Source organism: Shinella granuli, from assembly GCF_004341885.1.
In the GTDB taxonomy this organism is placed as follows: domain Bacteria; phylum Pseudomonadota; class Alphaproteobacteria; order Rhizobiales; family Rhizobiaceae; genus Shinella; species Shinella granuli.
The window spans coordinates 321,457-336,782 of record NZ_SLVX01000001.1; the positions used below are offsets into that span (position 1 = coordinate 321,457).

Here is a 15,326-nt window from a genome sequence, read left to right on the forward strand (position 1 = left end):
CTGTTGGGCCTGTTTCCCTCAGGCCGGAAAGATATGCGTCTGGCCGGGATCGAAGCTTATGGCGACCCGTTCGCCCGGCGCGACGAGGTCGTTTTGCGATTGGCTGTGGCGTTCGGCGGTGACGAGCAGATCGCCGAGCCCGTCGACGGCGACGGAATATTCGGCGGCCGAGCCGAGGAAGATGCGATGCGTGACCGTGCCTTCCAGCGTGGTCGCGCCGGCCGTGCCGCGCGAAAGGCGGATCGCCTCGGGGCGGAGCGCAACCGTGACCGCGCCTGGTGCAAGATCGGCGCGCGCGGCGGGCAGGGCCGCGCCATTGCCGAGGCGCACGGTGCCGCCGGTTTCCAGCGTGCCGGCAAAACGGTTCGTCTTGCCGACGAAATCGGCCACGAAGAGATCGGCGGGCCGGTCGTAGACCTCCTGCGGCGTCGCGAGCTGGCGGATGCGGCCGGCGCTCATCACGCAGACGAGATCGCTCATCGACAGCGCCTCCTCCTGGTCGTGCGTGACGAGCACGAAGGTGATGCCGAGATCGCGCTGCAGCGTCTGCAACTCGATCTGCATGGCGGTGCGCAGCTTCTTGTCGAGCGCGGCGAGCGGCTCGTCGAGGAGAAGCACCGAGGGCTTGTTGACGAGCGCGCGGGCGAGCGCCACGCGCTGCTGCTGGCCGCCGGACATTTCATGGATGCGGCGCCTGGCGAAACCGGTGAGGCGCACCATCTCCAGCGCCTCGCCGACGCGGCGGGCGATCTCCGCCGCCGGTAGCCTCGGGCGCAGCTGCCGCAGCCCGTAGGCAACGTTCCTCTCCACGTCGAAATGCGGGAAGAGGGCATAGTGCTGGAAGACCATGTTGACCGGGCGGCGATAGGCCGGCACGCCATTGGCGACCTTTCCGGCGATCAGCACCTCGCCCTCGCTCGGCTGCTCGAAGCCGCCGATCATGCGAAGACAGGTGGTCTTGCCGCAGCCGGACGGGCCGAGAAGCGCGACGAAGGCGCCCTTCGGCACGGAGAGATTGATGTCGGAGACCGCGGTCACCGCGCCATAGCGCTTGGTCACCGAACGGAACTCGATGTCGTTCGTTGGGGCGGATGTCACGTCTGTTCCCTGCGGTTGTTGGTCTCTTGGCGATCTCTGCCGCCCTGGCCACCGTCGAGGGAGATGCTAGTCAGCGGCCGATGGGTGGTATATACCCCGAGAGAGGTATTTTATCCGTAAATCGGCTGTGGAAGGAGTATATCCGGCGGCAGTCCATTCCGGCTGCCGCGGGGGAAATCGGGGGAGCAGCGGCGCCATGCGGGTCGATTTCACGGCACTTTTTCGCACCCTGGCCGACTGGGCCGGCGCACCGGAGAGCTCCGACCGGCAGACCGGAGAGACCCTGCTTGCGATGATGCGGGCGCTGGTTCGCTTCGACGACATCGTCATCTTCGCCTATCACGAGAAGGCGCGGCCGATCGACCTCTTCAGCACCTTCGATGCGGACGACCACCACGTCTTCGTGACGCTCTACCAGGCCGGGCCCTACCTGCTCGATCCGTTCTACCGCACGACGCGCGCCGGCCGCGCCGGCATCTTCCGCATGCGGGAGCTGGCGCCGGACCGGTTCTTCTCCAGCGAATATTTCCGCACCTATTACTCGCAGACCCGGCTTGCCGAGGAGATCGGTTTCTTCGTGCCGGTGGAGGATGGCGTGACGGTGGTGGTCTCGCTGATGCGGCGCGAGAAGACCGGCGTCTTCCCCGCGCCGGAATTCGCGCTGCTCGGCGATGCCGAACCCTTCGTCGCCGCCGTGGTGCGGCGCGCCTGGAGCGGGCTTGCCGGGCGCTTCGCGGAGACGGGCCAGGGGCGGGGGCGGCGGAGCGAGCCCTTGAGCGCGGCCGACAGGGTGTGGCGCAAGCTGAACCTGACGGACCGCGAGGCCTCGATCATCGAACTCGTCCTGCAGGGGCACTCGTCGGAATCGATCGGCCTGAAGCTCGACATTTCCACCGGAACGGTGAAGGTCCACCGCCGCAACGTCTACCGCAAGCTCGGCATCTCCTCGCAGATCCAGTTGCTGTCGATCTATCTGAAGAATCTTCAGTCTTAGAGTGCCTGCCAAAACCTCGCGGGGTCGGCTTGCCGGTGCTTTTTGCCTTCGCGTCGTCGCCAATCCTCCGCCCGGAAGTTTTGTCAGGCGCTCTTAGGCTGGGCAGCAACCGCATCGGCCGATAGGCGGGAAAGCGCCTCACCCCCCACCGTCATCCTCGGGCTTGACCCGAGGATCCATGCCACGCGTGAAGATGTGCCTTGGTGAGTGGACCCTCGGGTCAAGCCCGAGGGTGACGATGGAGAGGGCAGAGACAGAAGCAGCGGCAGGGGCGGAGGCACGGCCCCAGGCGGGAGCGAAGGAGGCTTGTGGGTACGTGGCTCCGTCTAATCTTTTCAAAGGCTTGCTATATCCTCCTGAAAGATCGATTCCGCTGCTTGAGACAGTGATTCAAGCGACCGTCGCCAGCGCCACCTGCGCCCGCGCGTCGATGATCTGGCGGGCGGCGTTGGCGGCTTCCTTGCCCTTGATGACGAAATGGTCGCGGAAGAAGGCGATGTGGGCGTCCGATTCCTGGAAATTGTGCGGCGTCAGCACGGCGGAGAGCACCGGCACGCCGGTGTCGAGGCCGACACGCACGATGGCGTCCACCACGGTGCCGGCGACGAAATCGTGGCGGTAGATGCCGCCGTCGACGACGAGGGCGACGCCGAGAATGGCGGAATAGCGGCCCGTGCGGGCGAGAAGCTGGGCATGCAGCGGGATTTCGAGGGCGCCGGGCACGTCGACGATGTCGACCTCTTCGGCGCGGCCGCCGAGCGCCGTCCATTCGGCGACGAAGGAATCGACCGCCTGGTCGACGATGCCGGCGTGCCAGCGGGCACGGATGACGGCGATGCGGGCGGCGGGGGTGGCATTCACATTCATGTCTAGGCCTTTCAAGGGTTGAGCCATTTTGCAACGGTCCCCTTGGGCGAACACGCAGGACGCGACCCCGCCGCTGACGGCGGGTGGCTCCTGCTTGCTCTCTTCCATCCGGACTGTGACCGTCGGCTCCGGCATCGCACCGGATCTGCTGACCCTTGCCTTTGGGGCAAGGCGCTCGCGGGCTCCGGGTTTTGACGCCCGATACCGCCGGTGGGGAGTTTCACCCCGCCCTGAGAACGATGGGAGACTAGCCGGCGAAAGCCCGCAGATCAAATCCGCGGGCGACGCAAAAGACGCAATTCACGACAGATTTTTCCAAAGCGCGGCCGAAGCTTGGAAAACTTCTTCGCGGCCGGGCCGGAACGCTCAGTCGCGGATGACCAGAAGATCGCCGGCCGTGAAGCGTAGCGTGACCGTCTCGCCGACCGTCGGGGGCACGAGGCCGGGGCTGTTGAACATGTCGAAGGAAATGATGCTTTCGCCGACCTTCATGCGCGTGCGGATGACCGAGCCGAGGAAGTTCGAGGAGACGACCTCGCCCGTCAGCGCCGTGTCGCCCTTGGCATCGGGGGCGATGGAACCGGCCTCCGGGCGCAGCGCCAGCGAGACGGTGTCGCCGGCCTTCGCATTGCCGAGCGGCTCGCGCAGCGTCACGCCCTGGTCGCCGATCGAGATGCGGTTGGCGGCGGGGTCGACGACCTTCGCCTCGATGAGATTCAGCGTGCCGACGAAGCCCGCGACGAAGCGGGTGGCAGGGCGGTTGTAGATGTCCGCGGGCTTGCCGATCTGGTCCGCCTTGCCGGCATTCATCACGACGATGCGGTCGGAGATCGACAGGGCCTCTTCCTGGTCATGGGTGACGAAAACCGTGGTGATGCCGAGCTGCTGCTGGATCTGCCGGATTTCCTCACGCAGCGACACGCGGATCTTGGCGTCGAGGGCGGAGAGCGGTTCGTCGAGCAGGAGGACCTGGGGCTTGGGCGCCAGCGCCCGGGCGAGCGCCACGCGCTGCTGCTGGCCGCCGGACATCTGGTAGGGGTAGCGGTCGGCGAGGTGGTCGAGCTTGATGAGGCCGAGCATCTCCTTCACGCGCGCGTCGATCTCGGCCTTCGGCCGGCCGGCGACCTTGAGGCCGAAGGCGACGTTTTCGGCGACGTTCATGTTCGGGAAGAGGGCATAGGCCTGGAACACCATGCCGATATTGCGCTGGTTGGGGCGCAGGTTCTGCTGGCTCTTGCCGTCGATGGTGATCGCGCCGCCCGAGGGCGTCTCGAAGCCGGCGATCATGCGCAGCACCGTGGTCTTGCCGCAGCCCGACGGGCCGAGGAACGAGATGAACTCGCCCTTTTCGATCGACATGTTGAAATCCTTGACCACCTGGACGGGGCCGAAGGACTTCTGGAGGCTGGTGAGGGTGAGAAAGCTCATGGAAAATCCTTAAGTCGCGCTCTGCGCGCCCTTCTGGAAACGGGAAACAAGCTGGATCAGGCCGAGGCAGCCCCAGGTCAGCGCGAAGGACATGACCGCGAGCGCGGCCGGCTCGTAGGCGCGGTTGGCGCCGAGCAGCTGCATGTAGGGGCCGAAGGCCGGGCGGTTGAGGAGAGCGGCCATGGTGAATTCGCCGATAACGATGGCGAAGGTGAGGAAGGCGCCCGACAGCACCGCGACCAGCACGTTCGGCAGGATGATCTTCGCGAGGATCGTCGTCCAGCCGGCGCCGAGGCTCTGGGCCGCTTCCGTCAGCGTCGCGATGTCGATGGAGCGCAGGCCCGTGTCGACCGAGCGGTACATGTAGGGCAGCGCCAGCGTCGCATAGCCGAACATCAAGAGGATGTTCGTGCCGGTGATCGAGCCGGTCAGCGGCAGCCAGCTCGACGTGTTGTAGAGCCTGATGTAGCCGAAGACGATGACGATGGCCGGGATGACGAGCGGCAGCAGCGTGACGAACTCGATATAGGGGCGCAGGCCCGGCAGCTTCAGCCGCACCCAGTAGGCGGTCGGCACCACGAGCAGCACGCCGAAGACGATGGTCGCGAGCGCCATCAGGATCGAATAGGTGAAGGTCTGCTGGAAGCGCGGATCGCCGAGCACGACGGCATAGGCATCGAGCGAATAGACGCCGCGGCGCATCTTCAGGGAGAAGTTGGTCATGCCGATGAGCGGCAGAATGAAATAGAGCAGCCCGAAGATGAGGGCGCCCCAGGCCCAGAACTTCTTCATTTCAGCCACCTTTCACTGCGGGCGCGCAGCCAGATGTAGATCGTGTTGGCGATGCCCGTCACGACGATCATGCCGAAGGCGAGCGCATAGCCGAGATGCGGATTGCCCAGCACGTCGCCGCGGATCTGCGCGAAGAGCAGGATCGGCACGATGGAGAGCGAGGAGCCGGTGAGCGCGATGGCGGTTGCGACGGCCCCGAAGGCGTTCGCAAAGAGCAGCGCCAGCGTGCCGAGGAAGGAGGGCAGCAGGATCGGGAAGGCAACCAGGCGCCAGTACTGCGCGTTCGTCGCGCCGAGGATCTGCGCCGCCTCCCGCCATTCGCGCTTCAGGCCGTCGAGCGCGGGCGTGATGATGAGGATCATCAGCGGGATCTGGAAGAACAGATAGGTGATCGTCAGGCCCCAGAAGGACAGGATGTTGAAGCCGAGCGCGCGCAGGTCGATGCCGAGCTGGCTCTTCAGGAACACCGTGATGAGGCCGACCGGGCCGAGCGTCGCGAGGAAGGCGAAGGCGAGCGGCACGCCGGCGAAGTTGGAGGCGACGCCGGAAAAGGTCAGGAGCGGTCCGCGGATCCATTTCGGCAGGCCGCCAAGCACCGCGGCGGATGCGACGGAAAAGCCGATCAGGCAGCCGAGCAGGGCCGAGGCGATGGAGATCTTGATCGAGATCCAGTAGGCCGAGAGGATGGAGGTGGTGAACAGGCCCCGGATGTTTTCGAGCGTGAAGCTGCCCTCCGGCGTCTGAAAGGCGCCGACGACGATGCGCATCGTCGGCATGATCAGGAACAACAGGACGAAGATCGCGAACGGCACGGCGCCGAGCCAGTGCAGCGGGAGGCGGAAGGGCGCCCGCGCGGGGGGCGGTGCTGCTGAGCTGTCTGATGACATTAAGTTGGCCTCATGGGGTTGCCGTCATTGGCACACCGCAATCGTCGCCCCGGCCGTGCAGCCGGGGCGACGGGGATGTCGTTTACTGCACGTTGGCGCCGACCACGGAATCCCAGGCGCCGGTCACGGCCGCCTTGTTGGCGTCGACTTCCTCGAGCGTCGGGAAGTAGGCCTTTTCATAGGATTCTGCCGGCGGCAGCGCGTCGATCAGGTCCTGCGGAACCTTGCCGGCCTTGACCATGGCGTTGAAGCGCGCCGGATGGCAATAGCCCTTCAGCCAGCCGAGCTGACCTTCGTCGGAATAGAGGTGCTCCATCCACAGCTTGGCGGCGTTCGGGTGCGGCGCATAGGCCGAAATGGCCTGGACGTAGACGCCGGCGAGAACGCCCTTCTCCGGAACGACGACTTCCGTCGGCGGGTTGCCGTTGAGGGTCTTGGCCCAGCCGAGGGCGTTGTAGTCCCAGGCGATGACGATCGGGGTGGAACCCTGCGCCAGCGTACCGGACTTGCCGATGACCGGAACGAAGTTGCCGGCCTTGTTCAGCTCGGCAAAGTAGGCAAGGCCCGCTTCGCCGGCTTCCTTGCCCGACTTCGCGTCCTTGGCGAGACCGGCGGCGAGAACGCCGAGGATCGCCTGGTTGGAGGCGCGCGGGTCGCCGGCAAGCGCGACCTGGCCGGCATATTCCGGCTTCAGGAGGTCCGCCCAGTCCTTCGGCGTGTTCTCGACGAGGTCCTTGTTCACGAGGAAGGACATCACGCCGTAATAGTCGCCGTACCAGTAGCCTTCGGCATCCTTGATGGTGTCCGGGATCTCGTCCCAGGTGGAGACCTTGTAGGGCTGCAGCAGGCCTTCGGCCTTGGCGGACGGGCCGAAGGCGAGGCCGACGTCGATCACGTCGGGCGACTGCGGGCCCGTATTGTCCTTGTTGGCCTTGATGGCTTCGATCTCGTCGGCCGAGCCGGCGTCCGGGTTCAGTTCGTTGACCTGGATTTCCGGATACTTGGCCTTGAAGGAGGCGATGACGTCGCCATAGCCGCACCAGTCGTGCGGCAGTGCGATCGTCGTCAGCATGCCTTCCTTCTTGGCGGCTTCGATCAGTTCGGCGCTCGGCTCGGCGAAGGCGAGCGAGGGGACGGCAATCGCCAGCGCGGTGGAGAGCGAAAGCAGACGTTTCGTATGTGACATCACGGGTGTTCTCCTTTTGTGAGTCAGTCAACTTCGGCGAAGCTGATACTGGCGGCAGATGAAGCTTATGTGACAGTTTTATTTCGTTTTTTTCGGATGTCTATCAGGGTTTGCCGGGAACCTCCGGCCGGGGCTTGCGGAAAAGCCGGCTGGCCTCGAAGAGGCCCTCCAGCGTCTTCATTCGGCCGCTGGTTTCCTCCCAGCCCGAACTCTGGACGGCTTCGATCAGCGCCTCAACGATGAACAGCGTCACGACGGACGAGTCCCAGGCCGACGGCGCCTCGATGTGCACGCGAAAGACCTTCGCCGCGACCTTGGCGACGGGCGAGGCCCACTGGTCGGTGAAGAGCACGATCTCCACGCCGCGTTCGCGCGCGACGCGGCCCAGCGTCTCCATCTCCTGCTCGTAGCGGCGGATGTCGAAGATGACGAGCACGTCGCCGGCCTTCATGTTCAAGACGTAGTGCGGCCAGGAACTGGGATTGGCGGCGATCTGCGTGACGTTCGGGCGAATGACCTGGAGATGGGTGAAGAGGTAGTCGGCCAGCGCCTTCGTGATGCGCCCGCCGATGATGTAGATGCTGCGCTGGCGGTCGGCGAGGAGGGCGCTGGCGCTGTCGAAGTCGGCGGTCTCGACCTGCGAGAGCGTCTGGCGCAGGTTGGTCATGATCGCGTCGGCGAAGCGGTTGAGGATATGCGTGCCGGGCGCCCTGGCCGCCCAGCGGTCGTGCTTGCTGATCGGGCTCGACAGGGTGGCTTCCAGCTCGTGGTGCAGGCGGGCCTGGAAATCCGGGAAACCGCGGAAGCCGAGCTTCTGCACCATGCGGGCGACCGTCGGCGTCGACACGCCGGCGTTTTCCGCCACCGTCGTGATGCTGCCGAGGCCGGAGACGGGATAGTTGTCGAGCAATGACGTGGCCAGCTGCTTTTCGGCACGCGTCAACGCGTCGAAATGGGCACTGATCACATCCGACACCGTCATGGATGCTTGGTTGAGTGTCAAATTGTTCCCCTGCGCTCCGGTCTTCGCCGGAGTTCGGGAAATTAAACATCGCTGTCACAATTCGAGTCAAATGTTTTTTTGAAGAGATTTTTTCAATACCCCGTTGACAGCGGCAAGACTGTGAAGAATTCTCTTCATTAACGATAAGAGCCGGTCGAGGGGATCAGGCTGATGGGAATTCTGACTGGAGAGGAGGGCGACCCCGTCGCCCTGGAGAATAGTATTGCCCGCGGCCCGGTCATCCTGGTCTGCGAGCATGCTTCCCGCCTGCTTCCGAAGGCGCTCGGTACGCTCGGCCTCACCGAGGAGGCGCTTGAAAGCCATATCGCCTGGGATCCGGGCGCGCTCGCCGTTGCGCGCCTGATGGCGGAAAGCCTGGATGCGACGCTGGTTTTCCAGCGTTTCTCGCGCCTCGTCTACGATTGCAACCGCCCGCCGGAATCGCCGGCCGCCATGCCGGAAAAGAGCGAGGTCTTCGCGGTTCCCGGCAATGCCGGCCTCGACCAGGCAGCGCGCGATGCCCGCACCGAGGCGCTCTACCTGCCGTTCCGCGACAGGCTGTCCGGCCTGGTGAAGAGCCGGATCGCAGAAGGCAGGGCGCCGGTCATCGTCACCATGCACAGTTTCACGCCGGTCTATTTCGGCAAGCCGCGCGCCGTCGAGATCGGCATCCTGCACGACGCCGACACGCGCCTTGCCGACGCCATGCTGGCCGCGGCCGGCAGCGCCGGCCCCTACGATATCCGCCGCAACGAACCCTATGGACCGGAAGACGGCGTGACGCATACGCTGAAGGAGCACGGCCTTGCCAACGGCCTTGCCAATGTGATGATCGAGGTCCGCAACGACCTCATAAAAGACGAAGCCGGCCAAGGGGTCGTGGCCGGCTATCTGACGGGACTGCTCGAAAAGAGCCTTCCGGCAATCCAATGACAAGACCCCGGGGAACGGCATCCGTGGAGACGGACAAGACCATAAACAGGAGAGGCCAAGCGGATGCTTGCGTTGTTACACGAGGGGTGTGGCCCGGTTGAGAAGACCGCCGTCGGTGGAGGTCGGGGCCATGCCTGATGTCATCAAGACCTATGTTCGCTTCGTCGACACGTTCAACCGGCGTGTCGGCCTTTTTGCGATGTACCTGATCTTCGCGATGTTCGCGATCCTGCTGTATTCCTCCGTCTCGAAGGCCTTCCACCTGCCGGCGAACTGGACGCTGGAATCGGCACAGTTCACCATGGCGGCCTACTACATGCTCGGCGGCGCCTTCGCCATGCAGACCGGCGACCATGTGCGCATGGACCTGTTCTACGGCACCTGGTCGGTGCGCAAGCGTGCGATCTTCGACACGGTCACGGCCGTCGCGCTGATCGTGTTCCTGGGCTTCATGCTCTATGGCGGCATCACCAGCACGACCTACGCCATCCAGTTCAAGGAAAAGAGCTTTACCGCCTGGGCGCCCTACATGGCGCCGATCAAGATCGTCATGACCTTCGGCGTCTTGATGATGCTCGCGCAGGCCATCTCCTCGCTCTTCAAGGACATCGCCGAGCTGCGGGGAAGGCCCATCGCATGAGTTATGAATTCATCGCTATAACGATGTTCGCCGGCATGATGGTGCTGCTGCTCACCGGGCAGCGCGTCTTTGCCGTCATCGGTTTCGTCGGCGTCGTCGCGGCCTTCCTGCTGTGGGGCACGGGGGGCTCGGAAATGGGCTTCGCCTCGGCCATGAAGCTCGTCAAATGGTACCCGATGCTGACGGTGCCGATGTTCGTCTTCATGGGCTACATGCTGTCGGAATCGGGCATCGCCGAGGACATGTACAAGGCGATCCACGTCTGGATGGGGCCGATCAACGGCGGCCTTGCGCTCGGCACGGTCGGCCTCATGGTCATCATCTCCGCCATGAACGGTCTGTCGGTCGCCGGCATGGCGATCGGCGCCACCATCGCGCTGCCCGAGTTGCTGCGCCGCGGCTACGACAAGGTCATGATGACGGGCGTCGTGCAGGGCGGCTCGACGCTCGGCATCCTCCTGCCGCCGAGCGTCGTGCTCGTGCTCTACGGCATGATCGCCCGCGTGCCGGTCGGCCAGCTCTGGCTCGCCGGCGTGTTCCCCGGCCTGATGATGGCGGCGCTGATGGCGATCTACGTCTATGTGCGCTGCCGGATCAACCCGTCGCTCGGCCCGGCCCTGCCGGTCGAGGAGCGCAACGTGCCGTTGCGCGAGAAAGTGGCGCTCCTGTCTGCCGGCATCGTGCCGCTCGGCATCTTCGTGCTGATGATGTGGCTGTTCCTCAGCGGCATTGCGAGCCTGGTGGAAAGCTCCGCCATCGGCGCCATCTGCTCGGCGCTGGTCGCCTGGTGGCGCGGCCGCCTCAGCGTGCGGCTGTGGAACGACGTCTTGCAGAAGACGCTCGGCATCACCTGCATGTTCATGTGGATCCTCATCGCCTCGCTCTGCTTCGGCGCCGTCTTCGACGGTCTCGGCGCGGTCAAGTCGATCGAGCGCTTCTTCCTGGGCGACCTCGGCCTCGAACCCTGGCAGGTTCTGGTGCTGATGCAGGTCTCGTTCCTCGTCATGGGCATGTTCCTCGACGACACGGCCATGCTCGTCATCGTCGCGCCGCTCTACATCCCGCTGGTGCAGAAGCTCGGCTTCGACCTCGTCTGGTACGGCATCCTCTACACGATCACCTGCCAGATCGCCTACATCACCCCGCCCTTCGGCTACAACCTGTTCATGATGCGGGCGATGGCGCCGCCCGAGATCGGCATGCGGGACATCTACCGTTCGATCTGGCCCTTCGTCGGCATCATGCTGGCGAGCCTGATCATCATCGGCGTTTTCCCGGAAATCGCGACGTGGCTGCCGAACAACTACTACGCCAAGTGAGGAACTGGCCGGCGGCAAAGGCCGCCGGCATCAAGGAGCAATGAGGCCGACAGAAGAAGAAATGATCGACCGACCGGGATGAACGGCCGTTCCCGGCAAAAGCGAGACGTTTAACCAGAGGGATAGAGATATGACCAACAGACGGCAATTTCTGACACGCGCCGGGGCAGTCACGATCGGGGCCGGTGCCGCCACGCTTTCCGCCCCCGCCATCGTGAAGGCGCAGACCGCCATCAAGTGGCGCTTCCAGACCTATGCGGGCGCCGCGCTCGGCGAGCACGTCACCAAGCCGATCGTCGACGCGATCAACGCCGCTGCCAAGGGCGAACTGGAGATCGAGCTCTATTTCTCCGACCAGATCGTGCCGACGGGCGAACTGTTCCGCGCGCTCCAGGCCGGCACGATCGACGCCGTGCATTCGGACGACGATTCCATGGCGTCCCCTGCGGACGTCGCCACCTTCGGCGGCTACTTCCCGCTCGCCACCAAGCAGATCCTCGACGTGCCGGTGCTCTTCAAGCAGTACGGCCTCGCCGAGATCTGGAAGTCGTCCTACGAGAAGGTCGGCGGCGTCGTCTGGCTCTCCTCCTCCGGGCAGGACCCGTGCCACTTCAACACCAAGAAGCCGATCACCTCCGTCAAGGATCTCGAAGGCCTGCGCCTCTACACCTTCCCGACGGCCGGCCGCTTCCTCAGCCAGTTCGGCGTCGTGCCGGTGACGATCCCCTATGAAGACGCGCAGGTCGCCGTGCAGACCGGCGAACTCGACGGCATGGCCTGGTCGGGCATCACCGAGGACTACACGGTCGGCTGGGCCGACGTGACGGACCACTTCCTGACCAACAACATCTCGGGCGCCTGGATCGGCTCCTTCTTCGTCAACGAGCAGAAGTGGGCGGAACTGCCGGACCACCTGAAGAAGCTGGTCATGACGGCGATCGAGGCCGGCAACAACTACCGCGACCAGTGGTACTGGGGCGGCGAGGCCAAGCTGCGCGCCGAAGGCACCAAGCTGAAGCTCACCAGCATCCCGACCGAGGAATGGAAGGTCGTCGAGGATGCGGCGAAGGTGTTCTGGAAGGAGATCGCCGGCCAGAGCGAGACGGCCGCCAAGGTCGTGAAGATCTTCGAGGACTACAATGCCATCATCACCAAGGCCGGCCCGCCCTACGTCAACGGCTGACCGCATCCAGTCCCTTCGGACCGGGCCGGCAAGGCCCGGTCCGGCATGAACGCAGCAACCCCCAGGACCGCCACCGATGACCATGACCTATAGTTTTGACGACCTGAAGAAGGATGTGGCCGAAGGCCGCATCGATACCGTTCTGGCATGCCTCGTCGACATGCAGGGGCGCCTGATGGGCAAGCGTTTCCATGCGCAGTATTTCATCGACAGCGCTTATGAAGAGACGCATAGCTGCAACTACCTGCTGGCGACCGACATGGAGATGGAGACCGTTTCGGGTTACAAGTCGACGAGCTGGGCCGCCGGCTATGGCGACTACACGATGAAGCCGGACCTTGCGACGCTGCGCAAGCTGCCCTGGCTCGAAGGCACGGCGCTCGTGCTCTGCGACGTGCTCGACCACCACACCCATGCCGAGGTTCCGCATTCGCCGCGGGCCGTGCTGAAGAAGCAGGTCAAGCGGCTGGAGGCCCTGGGCCTGAAGCCCTTCATGGCGAGCGAGCTCGAATTCTACCTGTTCGACCAGACCTTCGACGATGCGCGCGAGAGCGGCTACCGCGACCTGCGCACGGCGTCCGGCTACAACGAGGACTACCACATCTTCCAGACCACCAAGGAAGAGGATGTCATGCGGGCGCTGCGCAACGGCCTGCAGGGCGCCGGCATTCCGGTCGAGAATTCCAAGGGCGAGGCCTCGCCTGGCCAGGAGGAGATCAACGTGCGGTATGCCGAGGCGCTGACCATGGCCGACCGGCATTCGATCATCAAGAACGCCACCAAGGAGATCGCCTGGCAGCGCGGCAAGGCCGTTACCTTCCTCGCCAAGTGGAACTACAACCTGGCCGGCTCCTCCTCGCATATCCACCAGTCGCTGTGGAGCCTCGACGGCAAGGAGCCGAAGTTCTTCGACAGGGATGGCAAGTACGGCATGTCGGAGCTGATGCGCATGTATGTGGCGGGCCTGCTCGCCCATGCCAGCGAGATCACCTATTTCCTCGCGCCCTACATCAATTCCTACAAGCGCTTCGTCGCCGGCACCTTCGCGCCGACCAAGGCGATCTGGAGCAAGGACAACCGCACCGCCGGGTATCGCCTGTGCGGCGAGGGCACCAAGGGCATCCGCATCGAATGCCGCGTCGGCGGCTCCGACCTCAACCCCTATCTCGCCATGGCGGCGCTGCTGGCGGCCGGCATGGCCGGCATCGAGCAGAAGCTGGAGCTGGAGGCGCCCTTCGAGGGCGACGCCTATGGCGGCAAGGACATCCGCGAGATCCCCAAGACCCTGCGCGGCGCGGCCGCCGCGTTGAAGGAATCCGACATGCTGCGCGAGGCTTTCGGCGACGACGTCGTCGACCACTATGTGCGCGCGGCCGAATGGGAGCAGGAAGAATACGACCGCCGCATCACCGACTGGGAGGTGGCGCGCGGCTTCGAGAGGGCGTAGAAGCGTGTGCAGATTTGCCCCTCTCCCCGCAAGCGGGGAGAGGGGGACGAGACGGCGCGGCAAATCCCTTCTCCCCGCCTGCGGGGAGAAGGTGCCGGCAGGCGGATGAGGGGCGGCATCTGCGCCAGAACTGAAATTCCGAATAGAACCAACAGGAAGTCGATCATGACTGTGATCAAATGCATATCCCCCGTGGACGGCTCGGTCTATGCCGAGCGCGAGGCGATGCCGCTGGCGGCCGCGCAAGAGGCCGTCGCCCGTGCGAAGAAGGCGCAGAAGGCCTGGGCCAGGCGCCCGCTCGAAGAGCGCGTCCAGCTCGTCCTCAAGGGCGTTGCCCGCGTCAACGAGATGGCCGACGAGATCGTGCCGGAAATCGCCTGGCAGATGGGCCGCCCGGTCCGCTACGGCGGCGAGTTCAAGGGCTTCAACGAACGCTCCAACTATGTCGCCGAGATCGCCGGCTCCTCGCTGGCGCCGATCGTCATCGAGAACAGCGAGCGTTTCGAGCGCCGCATCGAGCGCGAGCCGCATGGCGTCGTCTTCGTCATCGCGCCGTGGAACTATCCCTACATGACCGCGATCAACACGGTCGCGCCGGCGCTGATGGCCGGCAATGTCGTCATCATCAAGCACGCCGCCCAGACCTTGCTCGTCGGCGAACGGCTGGTGCGTGCCTTCAACGAGGCGGGCGTGCCGGAGGATGTCTTCCAGAACGTCTTCCTCGACCATGACACGACCTCGGCGCTGATCGCCGGCAACGCGTTCGACTTCGTCAACTTCACCGGTTCGGTCGAAGGCGGCCGGTCGATCGAGCGCGCGGCGGCCGGCACCTTCACGCCGGTCGGCCTCGAACTCGGCGGCAAGGATCCGGGCTACGTCATGGAAGACGCCGACCTCGATGCCGCCGTCGACACGCTGATGGACGGCGCGACCTACAATTCCGGCCAGTGCTGCTGCGGCATCGAGCGCATCTACGTCAACGAGAAGCTCTACGACGCCTTCGTGGAAAAGTCCGTCGCCTGGGTGTCCAACTACAAGCTCGGCAATCCGCTCGATCCGGAAACCACCCTCGGCCCGATGGCGCACAAGCGTTTCGCCGCCACCGTGCGTTCGCAGATCGCCGATGCGGTCGCGAAGGGCGCCAGGGCGCTGGTCGATCCCAAGCTCTTCCCGGCTGATGACGGCGGCGCCTATGTCGCCCCGCAGATCCTCGTCGATGTCGACCATTCGATGGAGTTCATGACCGAGGAGACCTTCGGCCCGGCCGTTGGCATCATGAAGGTCAAGAGCGACGAAGAAGCGCTCGCCCTGATGAACGACTGCAAATACGGCCTCACCGTCTCGCTCTGGACGAAGGACGCTGACCGCGCGGCAAACATCGCCCGCGACCTTGAGACCGGCACCGTCTTCATGAACCGCGCCGACTATCTCGACCCGGCGCTCTGCTGGACGGGCGTCAAGGAAACGGGCCGCGGCGGCTCGCTCTCCGTCATCGGCTTCCACAATCTCACCCGACCGAAGTCCTACCATTTCAGGAAAGCTTGAAGAG

At 64.8% G+C, this 15,326-nt stretch carries 14 protein-coding genes and 1 riboswitch; of the genes, 7 read left to right on the forward strand and 7 right to left on the reverse strand.

The annotated features are described in order from the left end of the window. Positions 1-18: 18 nt before the first annotated feature. Positions 19-1,098, reverse strand: a complete 1,080-nt coding sequence (locus tag EV665_RS01545) for an ABC transporter ATP-binding protein (protein ID WP_133032835.1) — start codon at positions 1,096-1,098, stop codon at positions 19-21. Between the two features lie 196 nt (positions 1,099-1,294). Between EV665_RS01545 and EV665_RS01550 the strand changes: the two genes are divergently transcribed. Next, positions 1,295-2,092 (forward strand): helix-turn-helix transcriptional regulator, encoded by a 798-nt coding sequence (locus EV665_RS01550; RefSeq protein ID WP_064330610.1) that lies wholly within the window; start codon positions 1,295-1,297, stop codon positions 2,090-2,092. 390 nt (positions 2,093-2,482) lie between these two features. Here the strand turns inward: EV665_RS01550 and EV665_RS01555 are convergent, their stop codons facing one another. The 6 genes from EV665_RS01555 to EV665_RS01580 form a co-directional block, all read right to left on the reverse strand. Next, positions 2,483-2,959, reverse strand: a complete 477-nt coding sequence (locus EV665_RS01555) for a 6,7-dimethyl-8-ribityllumazine synthase (RefSeq protein ID WP_133032836.1) — start codon at positions 2,957-2,959, stop codon at positions 2,483-2,485. 92 nt (positions 2,960-3,051) lie between these two features. After that, positions 3,052-3,201, reverse strand: a riboswitch (FMN riboswitch). A gap of 124 nt (positions 3,202-3,325) precedes the next feature. Continuing rightward, positions 3,326-4,387, reverse strand: coding sequence for an ABC transporter ATP-binding protein (locus EV665_RS01560; RefSeq protein WP_064330608.1), 1,062 nt, complete (start codon positions 4,385-4,387; stop codon positions 3,326-3,328). Between the two features lie 9 nt (positions 4,388-4,396). Continuing rightward, entirely contained in the window at positions 4,397-5,179 is a 783-nt protein-coding gene (locus EV665_RS01565) for an ABC transporter permease (RefSeq protein ID WP_064330607.1), read from the reverse strand. Beyond that, positions 5,176-6,066 carry an ABC transporter permease gene (locus EV665_RS01570; RefSeq protein ID WP_133032837.1) on the reverse strand — a complete coding sequence of 297 codons (891 nt, stop codon included), beginning with the start codon at positions 6,064-6,066 and terminating at the stop codon, positions 5,176-5,178. Before EV665_RS01570 ends, EV665_RS01565 begins: the two co-directional genes overlap by 4 nt. An 82-nt stretch (positions 6,067-6,148) precedes the next feature. Next, the gene (locus EV665_RS01575; RefSeq protein WP_064330605.1) at positions 6,149-7,255 is read right to left on the reverse strand and encodes an ABC transporter substrate-binding protein; all 1,107 of its coding nucleotides are present in this window, start codon (positions 7,253-7,255) and stop codon (positions 6,149-6,151) included. Positions 7,256-7,355: 100 nt separating this feature from the next. After that, positions 7,356-8,234, reverse strand: coding sequence for a MurR/RpiR family transcriptional regulator (locus tag EV665_RS01580; protein ID WP_064330604.1), 879 nt, complete (start codon positions 8,232-8,234; stop codon positions 7,356-7,358). A 192-nt stretch (positions 8,235-8,426) separates the two neighbouring features. Between EV665_RS01580 and EV665_RS01585 the strand changes: the two genes are divergently transcribed. From EV665_RS01585 to EV665_RS01610, 6 genes are all read left to right on the forward strand, one after another. Next, positions 8,427-9,188, forward strand: a complete 762-nt coding sequence (locus tag EV665_RS01585; RefSeq protein ID WP_162852941.1) for an N-formylglutamate amidohydrolase — start codon at positions 8,427-8,429, stop codon at positions 9,186-9,188. Positions 9,189-9,318: 130 nt separating this feature from the next. Next, positions 9,319-9,828, forward strand: coding sequence for a TRAP transporter small permease subunit (locus EV665_RS01590; RefSeq protein WP_064332567.1), 510 nt, complete (start codon positions 9,319-9,321; stop codon positions 9,826-9,828). Next, positions 9,825-11,147 (forward strand): TRAP transporter large permease, encoded by a 1,323-nt coding sequence (locus EV665_RS01595; RefSeq protein ID WP_133032840.1) that lies wholly within the window; start codon positions 9,825-9,827, stop codon positions 11,145-11,147. The genes EV665_RS01590 and EV665_RS01595 overlap by 4 nt, the downstream gene beginning before the upstream one ends. A gap of 130 nt (positions 11,148-11,277) precedes the next feature. Then, the gene (locus EV665_RS01600; protein WP_064330601.1) at positions 11,278-12,330 is read left to right on the forward strand and encodes a TRAP transporter substrate-binding protein; all 1,053 of its coding nucleotides are present in this window, start codon (positions 11,278-11,280) and stop codon (positions 12,328-12,330) included. Positions 12,331-12,412: 82 nt separating this feature from the next. After that, the gene (locus tag EV665_RS01605) at positions 12,413-13,777 is read left to right on the forward strand and encodes a glutamine synthetase family protein (RefSeq protein WP_133033058.1); all 1,365 of its coding nucleotides are present in this window, start codon (positions 12,413-12,415) and stop codon (positions 13,775-13,777) included. Between the two features lie 165 nt (positions 13,778-13,942). After that, on the forward strand, positions 13,943-15,322 hold the full coding sequence (locus tag EV665_RS01610; RefSeq protein WP_133032841.1) for an aldehyde dehydrogenase family protein: 1,380 nt from the start codon (positions 13,943-13,945) through the stop codon (positions 15,320-15,322). Positions 15,323-15,326: the final 4 nt, after the last annotated feature.